This window comes from Vibrio sp. B1ASS3 (assembly GCF_905175355.1).
GTDB lineage: Bacteria > Pseudomonadota > Gammaproteobacteria > Enterobacterales > Vibrionaceae > Vibrio > Vibrio owensii.
Window position 1 is genome coordinate 2,726,510 of sequence record NZ_HG992742.1, and the last position, 18,127, is coordinate 2,744,636.

The 18,127-nt window shown below is 44.4% G+C and carries 16 protein-coding genes and 1 riboswitch; of the genes, 7 read left to right on the forward strand and 9 right to left on the reverse strand.

Translation table 11 applies throughout. The annotated features are described in order from the left end of the window. Nucleotides 1–2: 2 nt before the first annotated feature. Genes mukE through cmoM form a run of 3 tightly spaced genes read right to left on the reverse strand, consistent with a single transcriptional unit; the run spans nt 3 to nt 2,840 of the window. Nucleotides 3–728, reverse strand: a complete 726-nt coding sequence (gene mukE, locus KJB05_RS12380; protein WP_005378379.1) for a chromosome partition protein MukE — start codon at nt 726–728, stop codon at nt 3–5. Further along, entirely contained in the window at nt 709–2,046 is a 1,338-nt protein-coding gene (mukF, locus tag KJB05_RS12385) for a chromosome partition protein MukF (protein WP_208443936.1), read from the reverse strand. Before mukF ends, mukE begins: the two co-directional genes overlap by 20 nt. 2 nt (nt 2,047–2,048) lie before the next feature. Beyond that, complete coding sequence (cmoM, locus tag KJB05_RS12390; protein WP_005441671.1) at nt 2,049–2,840, reverse strand: tRNA uridine 5-oxyacetic acid(34) methyltransferase CmoM; 792 nt, start codon at nt 2,838–2,840, stop codon at nt 2,049–2,051. A gap of 114 nt (nt 2,841–2,954) precedes the next feature. Here cmoM and elyC point away from each other — a divergent pair, with 114 nt between their 5' ends. Continuing rightward, entirely contained in the window at nt 2,955–3,761 is an 807-nt protein-coding gene (gene elyC, locus KJB05_RS12395) for an envelope biogenesis factor ElyC (protein ID WP_038896317.1), read from the forward strand. A 115-nt stretch (nt 3,762–3,876) separates the two neighbouring features. Here the strand turns inward: elyC and torR are convergent, their stop codons facing one another. Continuing rightward, nucleotides 3,877–4,590, reverse strand: a complete 714-nt coding sequence (gene torR / locus KJB05_RS12400; RefSeq protein WP_009707096.1) for a two-component system response regulator TorR — start codon at nt 4,588–4,590, stop codon at nt 3,877–3,879. 233 nt (nt 4,591–4,823) lie between these two features. On the opposite strand from torR, the gene torD reads away from it, so the two are divergent. From torD to KJB05_RS12425, 5 genes are all read left to right on the forward strand, one after another. Then, a complete protein-coding gene (torD, locus tag KJB05_RS12405) occupies nt 4,824–5,471 on the forward strand; it encodes a molecular chaperone TorD (protein WP_009707097.1) in 648 nt (215 codons plus the stop codon). Between the two features lie 444 nt (nt 5,472–5,915). Then, nucleotides 5,916–6,920: an HTH-type transcriptional repressor PurR gene (gene purR, locus KJB05_RS12410; protein ID WP_005441667.1), complete on the forward strand. Its 1,005-nt coding sequence runs from the start codon at nt 5,916–5,918 to the stop codon at nt 6,918–6,920. 285 nt (nt 6,921–7,205) lie between these two features. Next, a riboswitch (cyclic di-GMP riboswitch) is annotated at nt 7,206–7,295 on the forward strand. Nucleotides 7,296–7,411: 116 nt separating this feature from the next. Then, a complete protein-coding gene (locus KJB05_RS12415) occupies nt 7,412–8,002 on the forward strand; it encodes a TfoX/Sxy family DNA transformation protein (protein WP_005441664.1) in 591 nt (196 codons plus the stop codon). A 120-nt stretch (nt 8,003–8,122) separates the two neighbouring features. After that, nucleotides 8,123–8,812: a TVP38/TMEM64 family protein gene (locus KJB05_RS12420; protein ID WP_005441662.1), complete on the forward strand. Its 690-nt coding sequence runs from the start codon at nt 8,123–8,125 to the stop codon at nt 8,810–8,812. After that, nucleotides 8,812–9,129, forward strand: a complete 318-nt coding sequence (locus KJB05_RS12425) for a DUF2007 domain-containing protein (protein WP_208443935.1) — start codon at nt 8,812–8,814, stop codon at nt 9,127–9,129. Before KJB05_RS12420 ends, KJB05_RS12425 begins: the two co-directional genes overlap by 1 nt. Before the next feature lie 37 nt (nt 9,130–9,166). Here KJB05_RS12425 and KJB05_RS12430 read toward each other — a convergent pair whose 3' ends face one another. From KJB05_RS12430 to topA, 4 genes are all read right to left on the reverse strand, one after another. Beyond that, nucleotides 9,167–9,970, reverse strand: a complete 804-nt coding sequence (locus KJB05_RS12430) for an alpha/beta hydrolase (RefSeq protein ID WP_005441659.1) — start codon at nt 9,968–9,970, stop codon at nt 9,167–9,169. Nucleotides 9,971–10,092: 122 nt separating this feature from the next. Further along, nucleotides 10,093–11,550, reverse strand: a complete 1,458-nt coding sequence (glgA, locus tag KJB05_RS12435) for a glycogen synthase GlgA (RefSeq protein WP_208443934.1) — start codon at nt 11,548–11,550, stop codon at nt 10,093–10,095. Next, on the reverse strand, nt 11,540–12,757 hold the full coding sequence (gene glgC / locus KJB05_RS12440; RefSeq protein WP_208443933.1) for a glucose-1-phosphate adenylyltransferase: 1,218 nt from the start codon (nt 12,755–12,757) through the stop codon (nt 11,540–11,542). Before glgC ends, glgA begins: the two co-directional genes overlap by 11 nt. Nucleotides 12,758–13,289: 532 nt before the next feature. Then, nucleotides 13,290–15,920 carry a type I DNA topoisomerase gene (gene topA / locus KJB05_RS12445; RefSeq protein WP_208443932.1) on the reverse strand — a complete coding sequence of 877 codons (2,631 nt, stop codon included), beginning with the start codon at nt 15,918–15,920 and terminating at the stop codon, nt 13,290–13,292. Nucleotides 15,921–16,415: 495 nt separating this feature from the next. Between topA and KJB05_RS12450 the strand changes: the two genes are divergently transcribed. Then, nucleotides 16,416–16,664 (forward strand): YciN family protein, encoded by a 249-nt coding sequence (locus tag KJB05_RS12450; RefSeq protein ID WP_005441647.1) that lies wholly within the window; start codon nt 16,416–16,418, stop codon nt 16,662–16,664. A gap of 65 nt (nt 16,665–16,729) precedes the next feature. On the opposite strand, the gene aroA is transcribed toward KJB05_RS12450, so the two are convergent. Next, a complete protein-coding gene (gene aroA, locus KJB05_RS12455; RefSeq protein WP_208443931.1) occupies nt 16,730–18,010 on the reverse strand; it encodes a 3-phosphoshikimate 1-carboxyvinyltransferase in 1,281 nt (426 codons plus the stop codon). Between the last annotated feature and the right edge of the window lie 117 nt (nt 18,011–18,127).

Below are 18,127 nucleotides of genomic sequence, written 5' to 3' on the forward strand. Positions count from 1 at the left end.
GCTCATGCTTCACCCTCTTCTGTCGTTTCTTCTTGGGCTTGGTCGTCTTGATCTTCTTCAGACAATAGGCTGCCTTGACTTGGCTCTTTGGTGTGCACTACTGCTTCACCATCACGGATCAGACGCAGTTGCGCTTCACGCATGTCATCGCCAATACGTACATCGGCACCAAAGCGGAATACCGCTTCACTGATGCTGAACTTACCGGTTTCACCGATGTTGATGATCATGCCTAGGCGACGCAAACGACGAAGTGACGTACGTACTTTTTCAAACAGCTTTTCTTTATCAAGGTCAGAACCGGTAGCACGGTTCGTCACTAACTTCATCAGCTTGTTTTCATCTGCTAGAGCAAGCAGTTCGTCGTACAGCTCTTGGTTAGTGAAGATGCCTTCGTGCGCAAGACGCTCTGGGCTTAGGTAAAGGAAACACAGTACCTTACCCACCAGCATATCCAGTTCAGAAAGAACACTACGGCCAATCAGAGACGTTGAACGTGGACGAAGGTAGAAGAAACCTTCTGGCGCTTTCACCAATTCGGTGTTGTAGCGTTGGTAGAAAGAAGAAAGCTCAAGTTCAAAATCCGACAACAACGCGTGGTTGTCTAGATCTTCACTTGAGATATGACGCCCTGCTCGAAGCATGCTGTCTAGCGCTGGGAACAGAGGGTTAGAAATTGCTTTTGCCAGATTCTCTGACATGTATTCATTAGTATCGGTCGATGACATTCGCTTGTACCTTTGCCCCAAATTCGTTGATTGCTTTCCAGTCTGGCTGAACAGCTTGGTAGTCGGATTCTGAGTAACCCAGACGTACTGCCTGATCAACGACAATGCGAGCTAAATCAAAGTGATGAGTGTATGGGTGTTGTGCAAGGTAATCTCGCAGAACCACGCTCAAGTCGATTGGTGTGCCTTGATCTTTATGCGCTTTCAGCATGTCACCAATTCGCTCTGCCAACTCATCATTGACTTGTTGAAACTCTTCGTATTCTACTTCCATCGGAACTTGACCCGTTACCTCGTCATCACGCAGTACTAGGGCTTCATCACGAAGGTCAGAAAGCCTTTCCGCATCTGCATAAGTCAGATACCAAGGCGCATCGAAGTAATCTTTGACGGATTGACGCAGACGCGAGCTAAACGCACGGTTCTTATCCATATCAATAGCAGTACGGATAAACTTATGTACGTGTCGGTCGTAACCAATCCAAAGGTCGATCGCTTGCTGGCCCCAGCTTGTGATTCGGTCCAGCTTCATTTGCAGACCAAATAAGGCTTCTTCGATGAACTCAAGCTCAAGATCACCGTAAACAATTTCTTGAATATCTAGGATCTGAGTTTGTAGCTCATCACTGGCAGCTTGCAGCGTATCTTGAAGTTCACGCAACGTGCTTGATGTTTCTGACAGTAGCGCTTCACAGTTGTTGATCGCTTCACGCCAGTCTTTGTTAAGTAGATCAGCAATCTGTTGTTTAACAGACTGTTGCTGCTCATCCATCACACGTTGGTTAAGGTCGATTTGATCGAAGATCTCGCCTACAGAATATTTCAAAATTCCGTAAACGTTTTTCTTCCAGTGGCCCGGAGTGCCACCCTTTTGTGCCGCTTCAATCGCTTTTGCCATTTCATCCGCTACCATCGATAGCTGGATAGAAAGACGCAGTTTCGAGAACTCGCGATGACGCACGTAGTAGTCGGTAATTCCTATCGCTAATGGCGACAAGCGGTAAATGCTCGCTCCGTCAGTAATCTCACTGACAAAGCGGCTCATAAGACGCTGCTTAACCATCTCGTTGATGGCATTGTTCGCACGGAAAGCCGAAGCTTCGCCGGTCTCATCAAAAAGTCGAGTGACGATGGCAAATGCGTCGTGCAATTCACCTTCACCCAATTCTTCATCGAACCTTTCATTACTTAGTACAGCGATGGCAATCAAAAATGCCAATCGCTCAGTGGTCAGGTTCAACGAGAAATCGTGCTGCTTAACCCAGCCAACCAACTCATCGATTGGTTGCTCTGCAGCATTGAGAGTCATCTCACTCATCGTTATTCCTGTTTATCGTTCTTCTTAGCCCACACGTGTATGTAGCGGCCTAATGAGAGGTATGGCTCTTGTCGACAAAGTTGTTTTTCTAGCGCCAACACATCTTCAAACTCGTAATCGCCCATGTATTGCATATTGCCTATGTAATCACTGAAGGAACGAATACCAGATTTGCCACAAATACTAAAACCAGAATCTTCTATCCATTGATAGACCTCTTCGGGTTTTAGGCCTTTCTGTGGCTGTAGTTTAAATCTTTTCCGGTGAGGCATGCCGTCTAAAATATGAGGAATGTTGCCACAAACCACATTTTTATAGACTAAGCCGTGGTGGTTATAGAACATAACCGAAGCAATGCCCCCCGGTTTGACCTGTTCCAAAACGGTCTCGAGTGCGGTTTTCGGGTCTACCAACCACTCCATGACGGCATGAAACATGACAAGGTCCACCTGCGTTTCCATATGGTCACCAATGGATTGGACAGGTGAATGAATCAGGCGATACTGCTCAAGCAAACCGTTTTTTTCAATATCCTGCTTTGCTAGTTGCAGCATTTCCGAAGATAGATCACATAAAGCGACATGATGTCCGAGCTTAGCAAGCTTTTGCGACAATTGTGCTAACCCACCACCCGCATCAAGGACTTGCAGGGCTTGATGGTCGGCGTCTAATTCACTTAGAATCTGTAGAAAATCTTCCCACACAATGATTTGGCGGATCTCCCCTTTATCGGAGCCGTAAATATTTTTTGCAAATTTGTGGGCGATATCGTCGAAATTGCGGTCTTCTGTCACTTCTGCTGAGTTATCATAACGGATTGTGCCGCTATTCTGTCACAAGGAAAGCAGGAATAAAGAGGGTTATCCTCATTTTTATTATCAATTGATGTTTTTTCGGACTATTTATGTATGTTTGAGCTGAAAAAAGTTATGTCAGCCTTGTTGATGCCTCTTCCGGCATTGCTAATCATAGGCTTGTTAGGTCTTGCTCTCATTAGTTTTACCACCAAACGTAAAACTGGCTGCTTTGTTGTTCTATTCTCTTTTGTCGGCATTTTTCTCGTTGCCTTCCAACCTGTTTCAACTAAGCTACTGATGCCGCTTGAGCGCGAGTACAAAGCGTTTTTACCCGTTTCTGGTACCGTTGACTATGTCATGGTTCTTGGTAATGGCCATGTGGTGGACGATGAGATCCCACCGACTTCTCAATTAAGTCGCACAGCACTGATGCGACTCACCGAAGGCATTCGTATTTTGCGCATGTACCCAGGTGCGAAGTTAATCCTGTCTGGTTATGCAGGTGGTTCTGAAATTAGCCATGCTCGTATGATGGCAAACGTCGCGCTTTCTCTTGGCGTTGCTAAATCCGATATTATTTTATTGGAAGACGCTAAAGATACGTGGGAAGAAGCTCGCCAAGCAGCCGCGTTTGTTAAGCAAAAAGACATCGTGCTCGTGACTTCGGCGAGCCACATGAAACGTGCTTTGTATGAGTTCAACGCAGCGGGTATTAAACCCATCCCTGCACCAACGAACTTTATGGCGATTGATGACATCGAGCAGCCATGGCAAAAGTACGCACCGAAAGCTCGTTACTTAGAGCAAACGGAACTGTACTGGCATGAGTATCTTGGTGGGTTATGGCAGAAACTGCGTGACAACGTAGGACAAACGCCAATGGTTGAGATAGAAGAGCCTGAAGTCGCACAACCTTAATTGCTGCCTAGCAAGAACGTTGTCGCTGATAAAGCTTATCGTTAGATTGTCTTAACTGAAATCACAGACACAAAAAAGGAGAGCCGATGCTCTCCTTTTTCTTTATTGCGATGATTTAGTCACCTGCAAACATGTAGCCTTCACCGTGAACGGTCACAAAGATTTGTGGGTTCTTTGGATCAAACTCCATCTTAGCGCGCATGCGTCGAATCAGTACGTCGATAGTACGATCGTTTGGCGCATCCACTCGGTGGCTGATCATATTCAAAATACGCTCGCGGCTTAGTACCTGATTTGGGTACGAAGACAGTGCCACCAATAGCTCATATTCCGCTTTGGTTAGTTTCACTGGCTCACCGTTACGGCTCAGAGCACGACGTTGAATGTCAAACGTCCACTCACCGAAGCGCACAATGTGTTCTTCATTAGTGTCGTTCGCTGTTTTTTGCGAACCGCTACGTGCCGCCGAAATGCGCCACAGCAAGTTCTTAACGCGAACCAATAATTCCCTTAGTTCAAAAGGCTTTGTCACATAATCGTCTGCGCCCATTTCTAGGCCAACGATTTTGTCAATGCTATCCGTGCGTCCTGTCACTAATATGATGCCGATATCTGATTGGCTGCGTAATTCACGCGTAAGCATAAGGCCATCTTCGCCAGGCAAGTTAATATCCAACATGATCAGGTCTACATCGCCACTTTGAAGCACTTCGCGCATTTCTGCCCCGCTCTCTGCTTCACTAACTTTGTAGCCTTCATTTTGGAAATAGCCCGCAAGCTTACTACGAGTTACTACATCATCTTCTACGACTAATACGTGATAGCTCATTTACACCACTTTCTGTCTTTTTTATTTTCCAAGACGTATTCTATTCATAACTAGTAACATTTCTAGTCATAGATACATTAAAAAGCAAGATTTTGCGTTTTTATTGATTCAAAGCAAGCTTATTTACAGCCATTCATAAACGCGCATATTTTCCCATAATGGATAACAATTATAGTTACTGCTATTCATCTTAATTGTTTACACTTAGGGGATAACCATTTAGGAGCAAAAAAATGCAAGAAGTGAAAGCTTTTAACGAGAAACGCGCAGAAATCTATTGGTGGTTTTCTAGCCTGTTCGCAAAAGAACTGACAGAGAAAGAACTAGAAAGCTACCACAGTGTTGAAATTCGAAGCTTTTTGGCTGGCCTTGGTGAAAATGAGTCATTAAAACCAGCTGTGGATACCCTTGTTGATGCACTTAACCGCCTACAAGATCGTGAAGACGCGCAACTTGAGTTGGCTGCAGACTTCTGCGAACTTTTCCTTAAGACAGAAAAGCACGGTGCACTGCCTTACGCCTCTATGTACATTGGTCAATCTGGTCTGCTAAACGACAAGCCAGCAGAAGAGATGGAAAAGCTGATGGCAGAGTTTGGTGTGCAAGTTGATGAAAACCTGAAAGAGCCAGCAGACCACCTAGCGGTAGAGTTGGATTTCTTGGGTAATATGATTATTCGCTCTAACGAACTAGAGCAAGAAAAGCACATGGAAGAAGCGTTCGAAAAGCAGAACGATTTCATCCAACAGCATCTTTTGACTTGGCTACCTCAGTTTGCCGCTAAATGTAAGCAGTTCGACGAATTTGGCTTCTATGTTAGCGTTGCGCAACTATTAATTGCATTTTGTAAACTGGACAGCACCTACCTTCTTGGTGAATAATTGCCGCCTATTTTAGGGAGCCTGCTATTTAGGCTCCCTATTTTATTCGTTTAGTTTTAATCTGGCTTAAAGAAACCCAACCAATTTAGCCGTGAAAATGTGACCTCAAGGGCACAAAACAACCGCTGAAAATATTGCCAGCCTGCCCACATCAGTCTAAAATGTGAGCGCAAACGATTAAATATGATTTATATGTAAACCGCTGAAATATAGCGGTTTTTGTGTTTTCTTAACATGATTGCTGACTAATTCCTCACTTATAAAAGAAGGGAATATGAGTCTCAGCAACAAATGTTGCTACAAATCTTTTTATACCGATTCGGAACAACCACTGCCAAATATCTCAGCAATGCCCTTTCTTGCAGTTGCTCGGTTTGTGCAAGACCCTAAGCGTATGGTTGTCTTCACTCACGGTATTCAGTAGCTCGATACAGGACATCATTTATGGCCACTATTAAAGACGTTGCTCGCTTAGCCGGCGTTTCTACCACAACGGTTTCGCACGTAATTAACAAAACTCGCTTTGTTGCAGAAGCAACCCAAGAAAAAGTAATGAAAGCGGTTGATGAACTAAATTACGCGCCAAGCGCCGTTGCTCGTAGCTTGAAGTGCAACTCTACTCGTACTATCGGTATGTTAGTTACTCAATCAACCAACCTATTCTTCTCTGAAGTCATCGATGGTGTTGAGAGTTACTGTTACCGTCAAGGTTACACTCTAATTCTTTGTAACACGGGCGGTATCTACGAGAAGCAACGTGACTACATCCGCATGCTAGCTGAGAAACGCGTAGATGGCATCCTAGTAATGTGTTCTGACTTGACGGAAGAGCTAAAAGAGATGCTAGACCGCCATTCTGACATTCCTAAAGTGGTAATGGACTGGGGCCCTGAGAGCTCGCAGGCAGATAAGATCATCGATAACTCGGAAGAAGGCGGCTACATCGCGACGAAATACCTGATCGATAACGGTCACACTGACATCGCATGTTTGAGCGGTCATTTTGAAAAAGCAGCGTGCCAAGAGCGTATCGCTGGTTACCGCCGAGCAATGGCGGAAGCAAACCTAACAGTTAATGAAGATTGGGTTCTTGAAGGCAACTTCGAATGTGATACTGCTGTACTGGCGGCAGATAACATCACTGCAATGGAAAAACGCCCAACAGCTGTCTTCTGTTTTAACGACACAATGGCGCTAGGCTTAATGAGCCGCTTGCAGCAAAACGGTATCAAAGTACCGGATGATGTATCCGTAATCGGTTACGACAACATTGAGCTTGCAGAATACTTTTCTCCACCGCTAACGACTATCCACCAACCAAAACGTCGTGTGGGTAAAAACGCATTTGAGATCCTTTTGGAGCGCATCAAAGACAAAGAGCACGAGAAACGTGTGTTCGAGATGCAACCAGAGATCGTTGTTCGCAACACGGTTAAGAAACTAAACTAACCTCACCTGCGAACTCATTTTATAAAGCGCTCTTATGGGCGCTTTTTTAATATCTAAAAATAACTTCCCCCTAATATTTCAGCTCAAGAATACAACCTTAAACTTCGATAAGTTGCTGTTTTAATTAAGGTGTAGTCCATTTCCTACATCAAGCTTTTGTATGACAAGTAGATGCTCAGCAATATGAAACAAAACACATCAATTTAACGCTATTAACTGAACCAAGATCACACTTTTATATTTGAAACGTGATGTTAATTCAATATACGAAGTATTCTCAAAGAGTCACGCACAGGGCAAACCATTCGAAAGGGTGGGACGCAAAGCCTCCGGCCTGAACCATCTTATTAGATGGAAGGTAGCGGGGTTACCGATGGCAAATATGCATTAAGTGAGTTTACCCTTTAATGACATTGTGTCTGCATGCATTTGCTAATCTCTCGGACCTGATTTTTGGTGGCGTAATATTAATTACACCGAGATAACACATCATGGATAAACCGATACTCAAAGACTCAATGAAGCTGTTTGAGGCACTTGGTAATATCAAGTCGCGCTCAATGTTTGGCGGCTTTGGGCTCTTCGCCGATGAAACGATGTTTGCACTAGTTGTGAACAATCAACTTCATATACGAGCTGACCAACAAACTTCATCTGACTTCGAGACTCAAGGACTAAAACCGTACGTCTACAAGAAACGTGGTTTCCCAGTCGTTACGAAATACTACGCTATTTCTGATGATCTATGGGATTCGACCGATCGCTTGATTGAAGTTGCAAAGCAATCTTTAGAGACTGCTAAGCAAGAGAAAAAACAACAAGCGAGCACCAAACCTAACCGATTGAAAGACCTTCCTAATCTACGCCTTGCAACTGAACGTATGTTGAAGAAAGCAGGCATTGACTCTGTCGAGCAACTTGAAGAAGAAGGTGCCCTAAACGCTTACAAAGCAATCCAAGATACGCATGCCTCTACGGTAAGCCTTGAATTGTTGTGGGCGCTTGAAGGCGCTATCAACGGTACACATTGGAGCGTCGTACCTCAGTCTCGCCGGGAAGAGTTGATGAGCGCTCTCTCGTAGAGCAATCATTTCAGCATGACATTGAGTAAAAACCGCAGTTTTCACACTGCGGTTTTTTTTTGAAATTTTTTCTTACTCCATTCTGTCTTATTATTTAAGAAGCCAAACGGAGCCATTGATATGAATAAGAAACTGATTTTAGGACTGATCCTACTCGCGACCATCATCTTTTTAGGTGTCAACTTCGGTCAATATTTAACGCTAGAAAACGCAAAAGCACAGCAACAAGCGTTAAACAGTTTCATTGACCAAAACTTCGTGTTTGCCGCCGCAACCTATTTCTTCGCTTACATTGCTATCACCGCTTTTTCCATTCCTGGTGCTGCGGTTGTAACGCTTCTTGGTGCAGCCTTGTTTGGTTTTTGGACGAGTTTATTGTTGGTGTCTTTTGCCAGCACAATCGGTGCAACCATTGCGTTTTTAAGCAGCCGTTACCTATTACGTGAATGGGTGCAAAGCAAGTTTGGTAATAAGTTAAATGCCATTAACCAAGGTGTAGAAAAAGACGGTGCTTTTTACCTCTTCTCTCTACGTTTAATTCCGGTATTTCCGTTTTTCTTGATCAACTTGTTGATGGGTCTGACACCAATGTCAGTCGCACGATTCTACCTAACTAGCCAAATCGGTATGTTGCCAGGCACGGCCGTCTACCTAAATGCAGGTACACAGCTCGCCACTATCGACAGTCTTTCGGGAATTGTGTCACCAACCGTATTAGCGTCGTTTGCTCTGCTCGGCTTGTTCCCAATCATCGCAAAATGGGTTATGAATAAAGTCCGCCCAGCCCAAGTTCAAAACGGAAACGCTTAATGAAGATATACATCGCTAAAAATCCTGCAGAAGCTCATATCGTCTGTGAGCTTCTCAAAACCGAACAGATAGCTTGTGAAGTAAGAGGTGAGGGAGTGTTCGGCTTAAAGGGTGAGTTGCCGTTTAGCGATGATACAGACCCGTATGTTTGGCTTTTACATCCGGAGCAGAAACTAAAAGCATCTGCCATTGTTGAAGATTATCGTCAACAAGCGGAATTGACTTATCAAGACTGGCAGTGCCCACAGTGTTCAGAACAAAACGAAGGCCAGTTTGGTGCATGTTGGCAATGTGGATATCAAATAGGGGAGCCATAACGGCTCCCCTACTCTTTTGATCTCTTCAATAAATGCGTTAAGCCGCTAGACTCTGCTGCTTAATGAACTCGATGGAATGTTGGTTAAAGTCATCGGGCCTTTCTACATTACACACATGGCCACAATCTGGTATTTCTCTCAGTACGCTCAACTTATGCACCGCGACCATTTCTTTCACTGGCTTGATGAACATGTAGTCTCGGTCACCCATCAAATACAATGTCGGAATAGGTAATTCGCGATCTTTGAAATATCTCATCAATGGGTTCACATCTGCCGCCAAAGTAAACCAACGCTTAAATTCTTTTTGGCAGAGCTTCTTGGCTTCGCGAATAAACAAGTGTCTTGATTCACGCTGGTTCTTCTGTGGCATCACAATATAAGCAAACAACTTGTACAACCACATGTAAGGAAGGATGTGTTTACCAAGGTTCCCCAATTTCACCAGTATCTGTGAGCGAGTATTTAAACGAGTGACTGCGCCACCCAGCACCATTGAGCGAACACGGTCTGAAGCCAGTTCTGCCAAGTTACGCACAATAATAGTACCCAAGGACATACCAACAAAGTGTGCTGATTGGATCTTAAGGTGATCCAGCACTTTTAAAATATCCTGAGTAACAGCGGTAAAGGTATAGCGACTAGTAATCAGCTCTTTCAACAGTTGATTGGACTTTCCGTGACCTCGAAGATCGATGAGCAACAAATTGAAATGCTGCTTATACGCTTTGATTTGCTTAAACCAGATCGAAGAACTGCCACCAGCACCATGTACGAAAACAACCCACTCATTACTGGTAGGGTGCAAATAGGTTTTGTGGAAAAGAAGCGGCTGAGTCATGTATCAGTACGAAAAACACTTTTTGTGAAAGGGAATGGATAAATGCTACCACACTCCATAAGGGTAAGATAATAAAGGCACCTCATTCGGTGCCTTTCGTTACACTTTTTAAAGATTTTGCGTCAATTTAACGCAGCTCTATACAGTTGCAAATACTCTTCTGCCGCTTTTCGCCAGCAAAAGTCTTTTTGCATAGCATGAAGTTGTACACGTCTCACTTCTGTCACATTTTGTGCGTAAAGAAGAAGTGCTCTCAACATTGTCAATAATAGACCTTGCGGCGTTGGTTCATAGAAAACGAACCCCGTTGCATCGGCTGGATCCACATCGTAGTCATTCACGCTGTCTTTCAAGCCACCTACTCCACGAACGATTGGCAAAGTACCGTAAGCCATGCTGTAGATTTGGTTTAAACCACAAGGTTCGAATTCAGAAGGCATCAGGAAGAAATCCGATCCCGCCTCAACCAAGTGTGCTAATTCGTTATCGTACGCTTCAACGAAGACAAACTTATCCGCATATTGCGCCGCTACATCTCGTAACTGCGCCGCGAGAATAGGATCGCCCGTGCCAACCACAACTAGCTGAACATCGTGTTTTAGAAAGTCTGCCAACGCAGGCAATAGATAGTGCACACCTTTTTGCTGTGTTAGGCGACACACCATACCAAACATGGCGCAATCTGATGCTTCAAGTCCCAGCTTTTCTTGCATTGCTTTTTTACATGCGTTCTTACCACGAACCATACTTTGACGATTGGCTTTATAGTTAAGCGGCAAGTTTGAATCGGTTTCTGGATTCCACGCACTGTAATCACATCCATTAAGGATGCCTACCAAATCATTAGCACGTTGCTGAAACTCCCACGCCATACCGTGGCTTCCAAGCTCAGTTTTCAGCTCTTCGGCATAAGTCGGGCTAACAGCATTGATTTTATCTGCGTTCATTACCCCTGCTTTCAGCATAGTAATGTGCGTTGCACTTACTGCAGCATCTGGCACATTTCGGCTATGGAATTCAGGCAGACATTGAACATCGTCATAGCTAAACACGCCTTTGAACACCGCATTATGGATTGAAATAACACTGCGAGTGTTAGCAAAGAAAGCATCGTGACCGTAACGATGTTTCAGCAGAAAGGGAACTAAGCCTGTGTGCCAGTCATTGGCATGAACAATATCGGGCTGAAAGCCAAGCTTTGGCAGCATGTCTAAGCAAGCCGCACTGAAAAACGCGAAACGCTCGCCGTTATCTGTGTAAGCTTGGTTGTTTTCCGCGTACATCGACGGACGATTGAAATAAGGAGGACAATCAATCAAATAAACCGGATTATCCCCAAGCGTTAACTTAAGGACACGGTAAGCAGTGTGAGGCCAACTCGTTAGCTCTGTTTCCAGAACCGTTTCCGCTTCTGACAACTGTTCAATAGCGGTGTAGGCAGGTATAGAAATTCGTACATCTTGCTGAAGATTTTGAAGGGCCTCCGGCAGTGCCTTGGCTACATCAGCCAAGCCACCACTTTTAATCAGTCCTTCGACTTCAGACGCTACAAACAGAACAGACAAATTGTTAGTAGCCAACACGTGCTCCTTTTGGAATTACGACAATGCCATCATCTGACACATGGTAGTGTTTTTTATCTTCTTGTAGATTTACACCAATTTGCGTACCCGGCGCAATATCTGCGTCTTTATCTACAATCACGCGACGAAGAACACAACCTTCCCCGACCTTCACATCACCGAGCAAAATACACTGGCTGATGTCACACGCTGAAGCAATGTTACTGCGGAAACCAAGTACTGATTTTTCAATACGAGAACCACGTACGTAGCTGCCGTTACATACTAGACTGTCGATGATCTGAACTCGACCATTTACAGAGTCAGTAAAGGTTGCAGGTGGCAATGGTGGGTAGTAAGTATGCAGTGGCCATTTGCGGTTGTAGAGCGAGAATGGTGCGTCTTTCTCAAGCAGATCCATATGTGCTTGCCAGTACGCATCGATTGTACCTACATCGCGCCAGTAAACTTCTTCTTTCTCACCTGTAATACGGTTCATACTGAAGTCATAGACAAACACATCGCCACGAGGGAACATCTTAGGAATGATGTCTTTACCAAAATCGTGGGTAGAGGCTTCATTATCAGCGTCTTCAATCAATTCTGAGAATAGCGTTTGAGCTTCAAAAATGTAGTTGCCCATAGAGACAAGCGCATGCTCCGGGTCACCAGGAATCGATTTTGGATTTGCAGGCTTTTCTTCAAAGCCAATCATTCGACCTTCCCTGTCCACTTCGATAACACCAAATTGAGAGGCTTCCGATAGCGGCATGCGCAGTGCCGAAACAGTCAAAGATGCTTCTTTTTCTTGGTGGAAAGCAAGCATCTGTTTAATGTCCATTTTGTAGATATGGTCTGAACCAAAGATACATACTTGATCCGGCTCCGCCAACTCCATAAAACGTAAATTTTGGTAGATAGCATCGGCAGTACCCTCATACCAACGCTTGCCAGTACGCATTTGCGCAGGAATTGGGTCGATAAAACGGTCTGTAATGCCATTGATGTTCCAACCCTTTTTCAAGTGATGGAATAGAGATTGAGATTTGAATTGAGTAAGGACGTAAATACGCATTAAATCCGCATTTACAAAGTTATTCAGAGCGAAATCAATAAGTCGGTAACTTCCGCCGAAAGGGACCGAAGGTTTACTGCGGGATTCCGTTAAAGGTCTCAAGCGAGAGCCTTCACCGCCAGCAAGAATCATTCCCAAAACACCAGCCATTCGTTGTTCTCCATATATAGTTATAGCTTGGAACTGGTATTCACTTGAAATGAGCAGAACTCGGGGAGTCAAGCGAATACATTATTGCATCCGCACTGATAAGTTTCTTTGAACCCTCACAGCGCGAACTAAAAAAGCTATTGCACATCCTCGTACGCACGCACCTTGGTTGTTTTTTATTTTTGGTGCTAAATAACCGCATACAGTTGCATTATTTGTGTAATAAGTTATCGAACTGGAACTAAATTACAATTTAAAATATGCCATTCCGTGTTGTATACAGATGTTGCTTACTCAATACGGTATCTTGGTCACACTATCAGACGCAAACGATTACATTGTGAAAACAATTTACAAACCGATTAACTACACAAGCTCAGTTTTGCGACAGGATACGATGAAACTATGACCGTTCTATGAAAACAGAATGGAGAAAATTTGAATGGAAACAATTGATGATGTGAATATTTATAGAATAACAAGCAAAAAATAAGGCAGCGTATTCGCTGCCTTATTCGTTCTAATTTGTCACTTAAACTTTCGGTTTCTTGCGCTTGTCTGTGATTTCCCACTTACCGTCAATGAATAGCGCAGTCCAACCACTTGGTTTGCCATCATCTTCAGTACGCACGTAGTTCTCTTTGCTCTTACGGCTAAAACGAACCACTGCTGGGCGACCATCTGGATCCGCCGCTGGTGCTGTCGTTAGGTATTTGAACTTCTCTGGAAGACGCTCTTCAAATCGAGCCAGTTCAGAAACCAACGGCGCACGCGTCTCACGTGATTTAGGGAAGTTGCTTGCCGCCATGAATAGGCCAGAAGCACCATCACGAAGAACAAAGTAAGCGTCTGAGTTTTCACATGGTAGTTCAGGAAAATGAACTGGGTCTTCCTTCGGTGGCGCAACTTCGCCATTCTTCAGAATCTTACGAGTGTTCTTACACGTTTCACTCGTACAATCCATGTATTTACCGAAGCGACCGTTCTTAAGCACCATGTCAGAGCCACACTTGTCACACTCAACAACTGGGCCATCGTAGCCTTTCACTTTGAACTCGCCATACTCAACGATGTAGCCTTCACAGTTCGGGTTGTTACCACAAACGTGCATCTTGCGTTTATCGTCAATCAGGTACGCATCCATCGCTGTTTCACAGATAGGACAACGCTTCTTAGCACGCAGTGCCGCGGTTTCCACGTCTTCTTCTAGAACGTTGATGATGCCTTCTTCGTCACCTAGGTTGATGGTTGTCTTACAACGCTCTTTAGGTGGCAGTGCGTAACCAGAACAGCCAAGGAACACACCAGTAGACGCAGTACGAATACCCATTGGACGACCACAAGTTGGACACTCGATATCGGTCATCACAATGTGATTCAGTTTCATGCCGCCTTCGTTTTCGTCTTGTTCCGCTTTCTCAAGATCACCCGTAAAGTCTGTGAAGAAGTTGTCTAGGACATCTTTCCACATCACGTCACCTTCAGCGATTTGGTCAAGCTTCTGCTCCATACGAGCCGTGAAGTCGTAGTTCATCAGATCGTTAAAGCTGTCATCTAGACGGTCAGTAACAATCTCACCCATCTTCTCTGCGTAGAAACGACGCTGGTCTACTTTAACGTAGCCACGATCTTGGATCGTAGAGATGATCGATGCGTATGTAGAAGGACGGCCAATGCCACGCTTCTCAAGTTCTTTAACCAATGCCGCCTCTGTAAAGCGCGCAGGTGGCTTAGTAAAGTGCTGCTTAGGCTCAAGCGATTCTAGGTCTAGCTTATCGCCCAACTGAACTGCAGGAAGAATCGTGTCTTCATTTTTACCCATTGGGCGTTGTACGCGAGTCCAGCCATCAAACTTAAGGATACGGCCTTTCGCTTTCAGCGTGTATTCCGCAGCTTTAACACTGATAGTGGTTGAATCGTATTCTGCTGGTGTCATTTGACACGCGACGAATTGATTCCAAATCAATGAGTAGAGCTTGTGAGCGTCAGCATCAACACCTTGTAGGTCTTCTGCTTTCACTGCTACATCGGAAGGACGAATCGCTTCGTGCGCTTCTTGTGCACCTTCTTTGCTACCGTATCTTAACGGGTTAGCAGGAAGGTATTTATCGCCATACTCTGAACCGATGAAGCCACGAACTGCATCTACCGCTTCTGCACTCAAATTGGTTGAGTCAGTACGCATATACGTGATGTAACCCGCTTCATACAGACGCTGAGCCAGCATCATGGTCTTCTTAACGCCGTAGCCTAGGCGAGTACTCGCCGCTTGCTGAAGTGTTGAGGTAATGTATGGAGCAGACGGCTTACTCTTCGTTGGGCGATCTTCACGCTTACAAACTTCGTAGCTTGCTTTTTCCAGTACCGAAAGCGCTGCTTTGGTCTCTGTCTCGTTGACAGGCTTAAACGCAACGCCATCTTTTTGCGCAACAAGCAGTTTGAATGCTGTCTTATCTTTGGTATGTGTATTTGCGTTGATGTCCCAGAATTCTTCTGGAATGAAAGCGTTGATTTCACGCTCACGCTCAACCAATAGTTTTACCGCTACTGACTGTACACGACCCGCAGACAAGCCACGTGCCACTTTCTTCCATAGCAATGGAGAAACCATGAAACCTACTACGCGGTCCATGAATCGACGTGCTTGCTGTGCGTTAACACCATCCATATTCAGCTCACCAGGCGTCTGGAAAGCTTGTTGGATTGCATTCTTAGTAATCTCGTTAAAAACTACACGTTTGTATCGCTCTTCATCGCCACCGATGATCTCACGAAGGTGCCATGCGATAGCTTCTCCCTCGCGGTCCAAATCGGTTGCGAGATAAACGAAATCAGCGTCTTTGGCTAATTTTTGCAGTTCACTAACAACTTTTTCTTTGCCTGGAAGGATTTGGTAATTCGCATCCCAGTCATGATATGGGTTAATCCCCATTTTTTTGATTAGAGCTTTACGGTCTTTTTCTTTTTTGACACGCGCTTTCTCTTCCGGGCTCATTCCTTTAGTAGAAATGGCAGCGGCTTTTTTCTCACCAGTGCTTTGACCGGCCGTAGGCAGATCACGCACGTGACCAACACTAGACTTAACAATAAAGTCTTTACCAAGGTATTTATTTATCGTCTTAGCCTTGGCTGGTGACTCCACTATAACGAGCGATTTACCCATAACTGACTCTAACGTCCTTCATAATAATGCGGGTAACTGCCCCCTAAGGAAGGTACCCGCATAATGTTCTATTTCATTGCTTCTTTTTTTACTATTGTGCGAGATGAAAAGAAGATCAACTGCTTTTTTGAAATTCAGATCCGATTGGTTGACAATTCATCGCCTTTCTAATTTGACGAGGCAGGGTTCTGCAAAAGGTCTTGAGCGGCATATACTAAGCAGGCAAAGATTCCTCCCGCTAGTCGAATTCAATAAATTTTGTCTCTCATCACAAAATATTTTTTCTTTCACGATCAGAGCCTAACCTTAGATTACGACGCTGAAATAGCGACGATTTGCATATAAGAGTCACTTACCATGTTGCTTCTATATAAAGAAGTAAAACCTCTTGGAACAATACTGGTAAAACACGTAATCAGAGATTTAGGTATGCAAACCCATGATGTTTGTGGGTATACTGCTGCCACTTAAGATTTATTGAATGACGAGAACGTTATGTCTGATAGAAAACACATTGAAGAGTTCGACCTTCTTTTGATCGCTAACCAAATCATCCAAGAACACGATGACTACATTGAAGGTATGCGTGCGACGAGCGTAGTAGAAAAAGACGATGTATTGGTATTTAAAGGCGAGTACTTCTTAGATGAAAAAGGTCTGCCGACCACCAATACTACAGCTGTATTCAATATGTTTAAGTACCTTGCGCACCACCTGTCAAAAGAGTTCACACTAAACAAATAAGCGCTTCAAAATTCAATAAAAAAGCCAGAGTCTCAACTCTGGCTTTTTCGCTTTAATAAACTGAATTAGCAGCTCAATGCTTTCAGTTTATCGAAGTAATCTGGGAATGTCTTGGACGTACATTTAGGATCGTTAATCGTCACCGGTGTATCGCTTAGCGCCACCAGAGAGAAACACATCGCCATACGGTGATCATCATAAGTATCAATCGCAGCGTGCGTAAGCTGTGGTACAGGCTTAACGATGATGTAATCTTCGCCCTCTTCCACTTCTGCACCGACTTTACGAAGCTCAGTCGCCATTGCAGACAGACGGTCGGTTTCTTTCACGCGCCAGTTGTACACATTACGAATCGCTGTTGTACCTTCAGCAAACAAGGCTGTCGTTGCGATGGTCATTGCCGCATCTGGAATATGGTTATAATCCATGTCGATGCCTTTCAACTGACCAACACGCGAAATCACGTAGTCATCGCCCCATTCGATTTCCGCACCCATTTTCTCAAGTGCATCAGCGAATTGGATATCACCCTGAATACTATTTTTACCAATACCTGTGACTTTCACTTCACCACCTTTGATGGCCGCCGCCGCCAAGAAGTAAGAAGCTGAAGACGCATCACCTTCGACCAAAAAATCACCCGGAGCGATGTAATGCTGGCCTGCAGGGATAACAAACTCTTGGTAGTCGTTATTGACCACTTCTACACCAAACTGCTTCATGATATGCAGAGTAATATCGATGTAAGGCTTTGAAACCAGTTCGCCTTCGATATTGATGCGAATTTCGCCCTCAGCCAAAGGCGCAGACATTAAAAATGCCGTTAAGAATTGGCTAGAAATCGAACCATCAATCGATACAGAACCAGATTTAAGACCAGTACCGACGATTTTCAGTGGTGGGTAGTTTTCGTTTTCTAGGTAAGTAACGTCTGCACCAGCCGCTTGAAGGGCTGTCACTAAGTGACCGATCGGACGCTCTTTCATACGAGGTTCGCCAGTCAATACGTATTCACCTTCACCTAAGCATAGGGCTGCGGCAAGTGGACGCATTGCAGTGCCGGCATTACCTAAAAATAACTCTACAGGCTCAGAGACAGAAAATGGACGACCGAGACCTTCAACGACACACTCGGTTTTATCTTCCGACAATTGATATTGAACGCCAAGCTTTGTCAGTGCGTTCAACATATGACGAATGTCATCGCTGTCGAGAAGGTTTGTCAAACGAGTGATGCCTTTTGCTAAAGCAGCAAGCAATAGAGCTCGGTTGGAAACGCTTTTTGATCCAGGAAGGTTCACTTCCCCGTGAATTTTATTGATGGGTTGTAACGTTAGGCTTTCCATTAAAAGTTGATAATCCTTTGTGCTCTCACTTCACGTTTTTTGAGAGCTAAACAATTCTTCGTGGATTCAGACTAACGAAAAAACCATCACAAAACCAGAGTAAATCCATGCTAATTT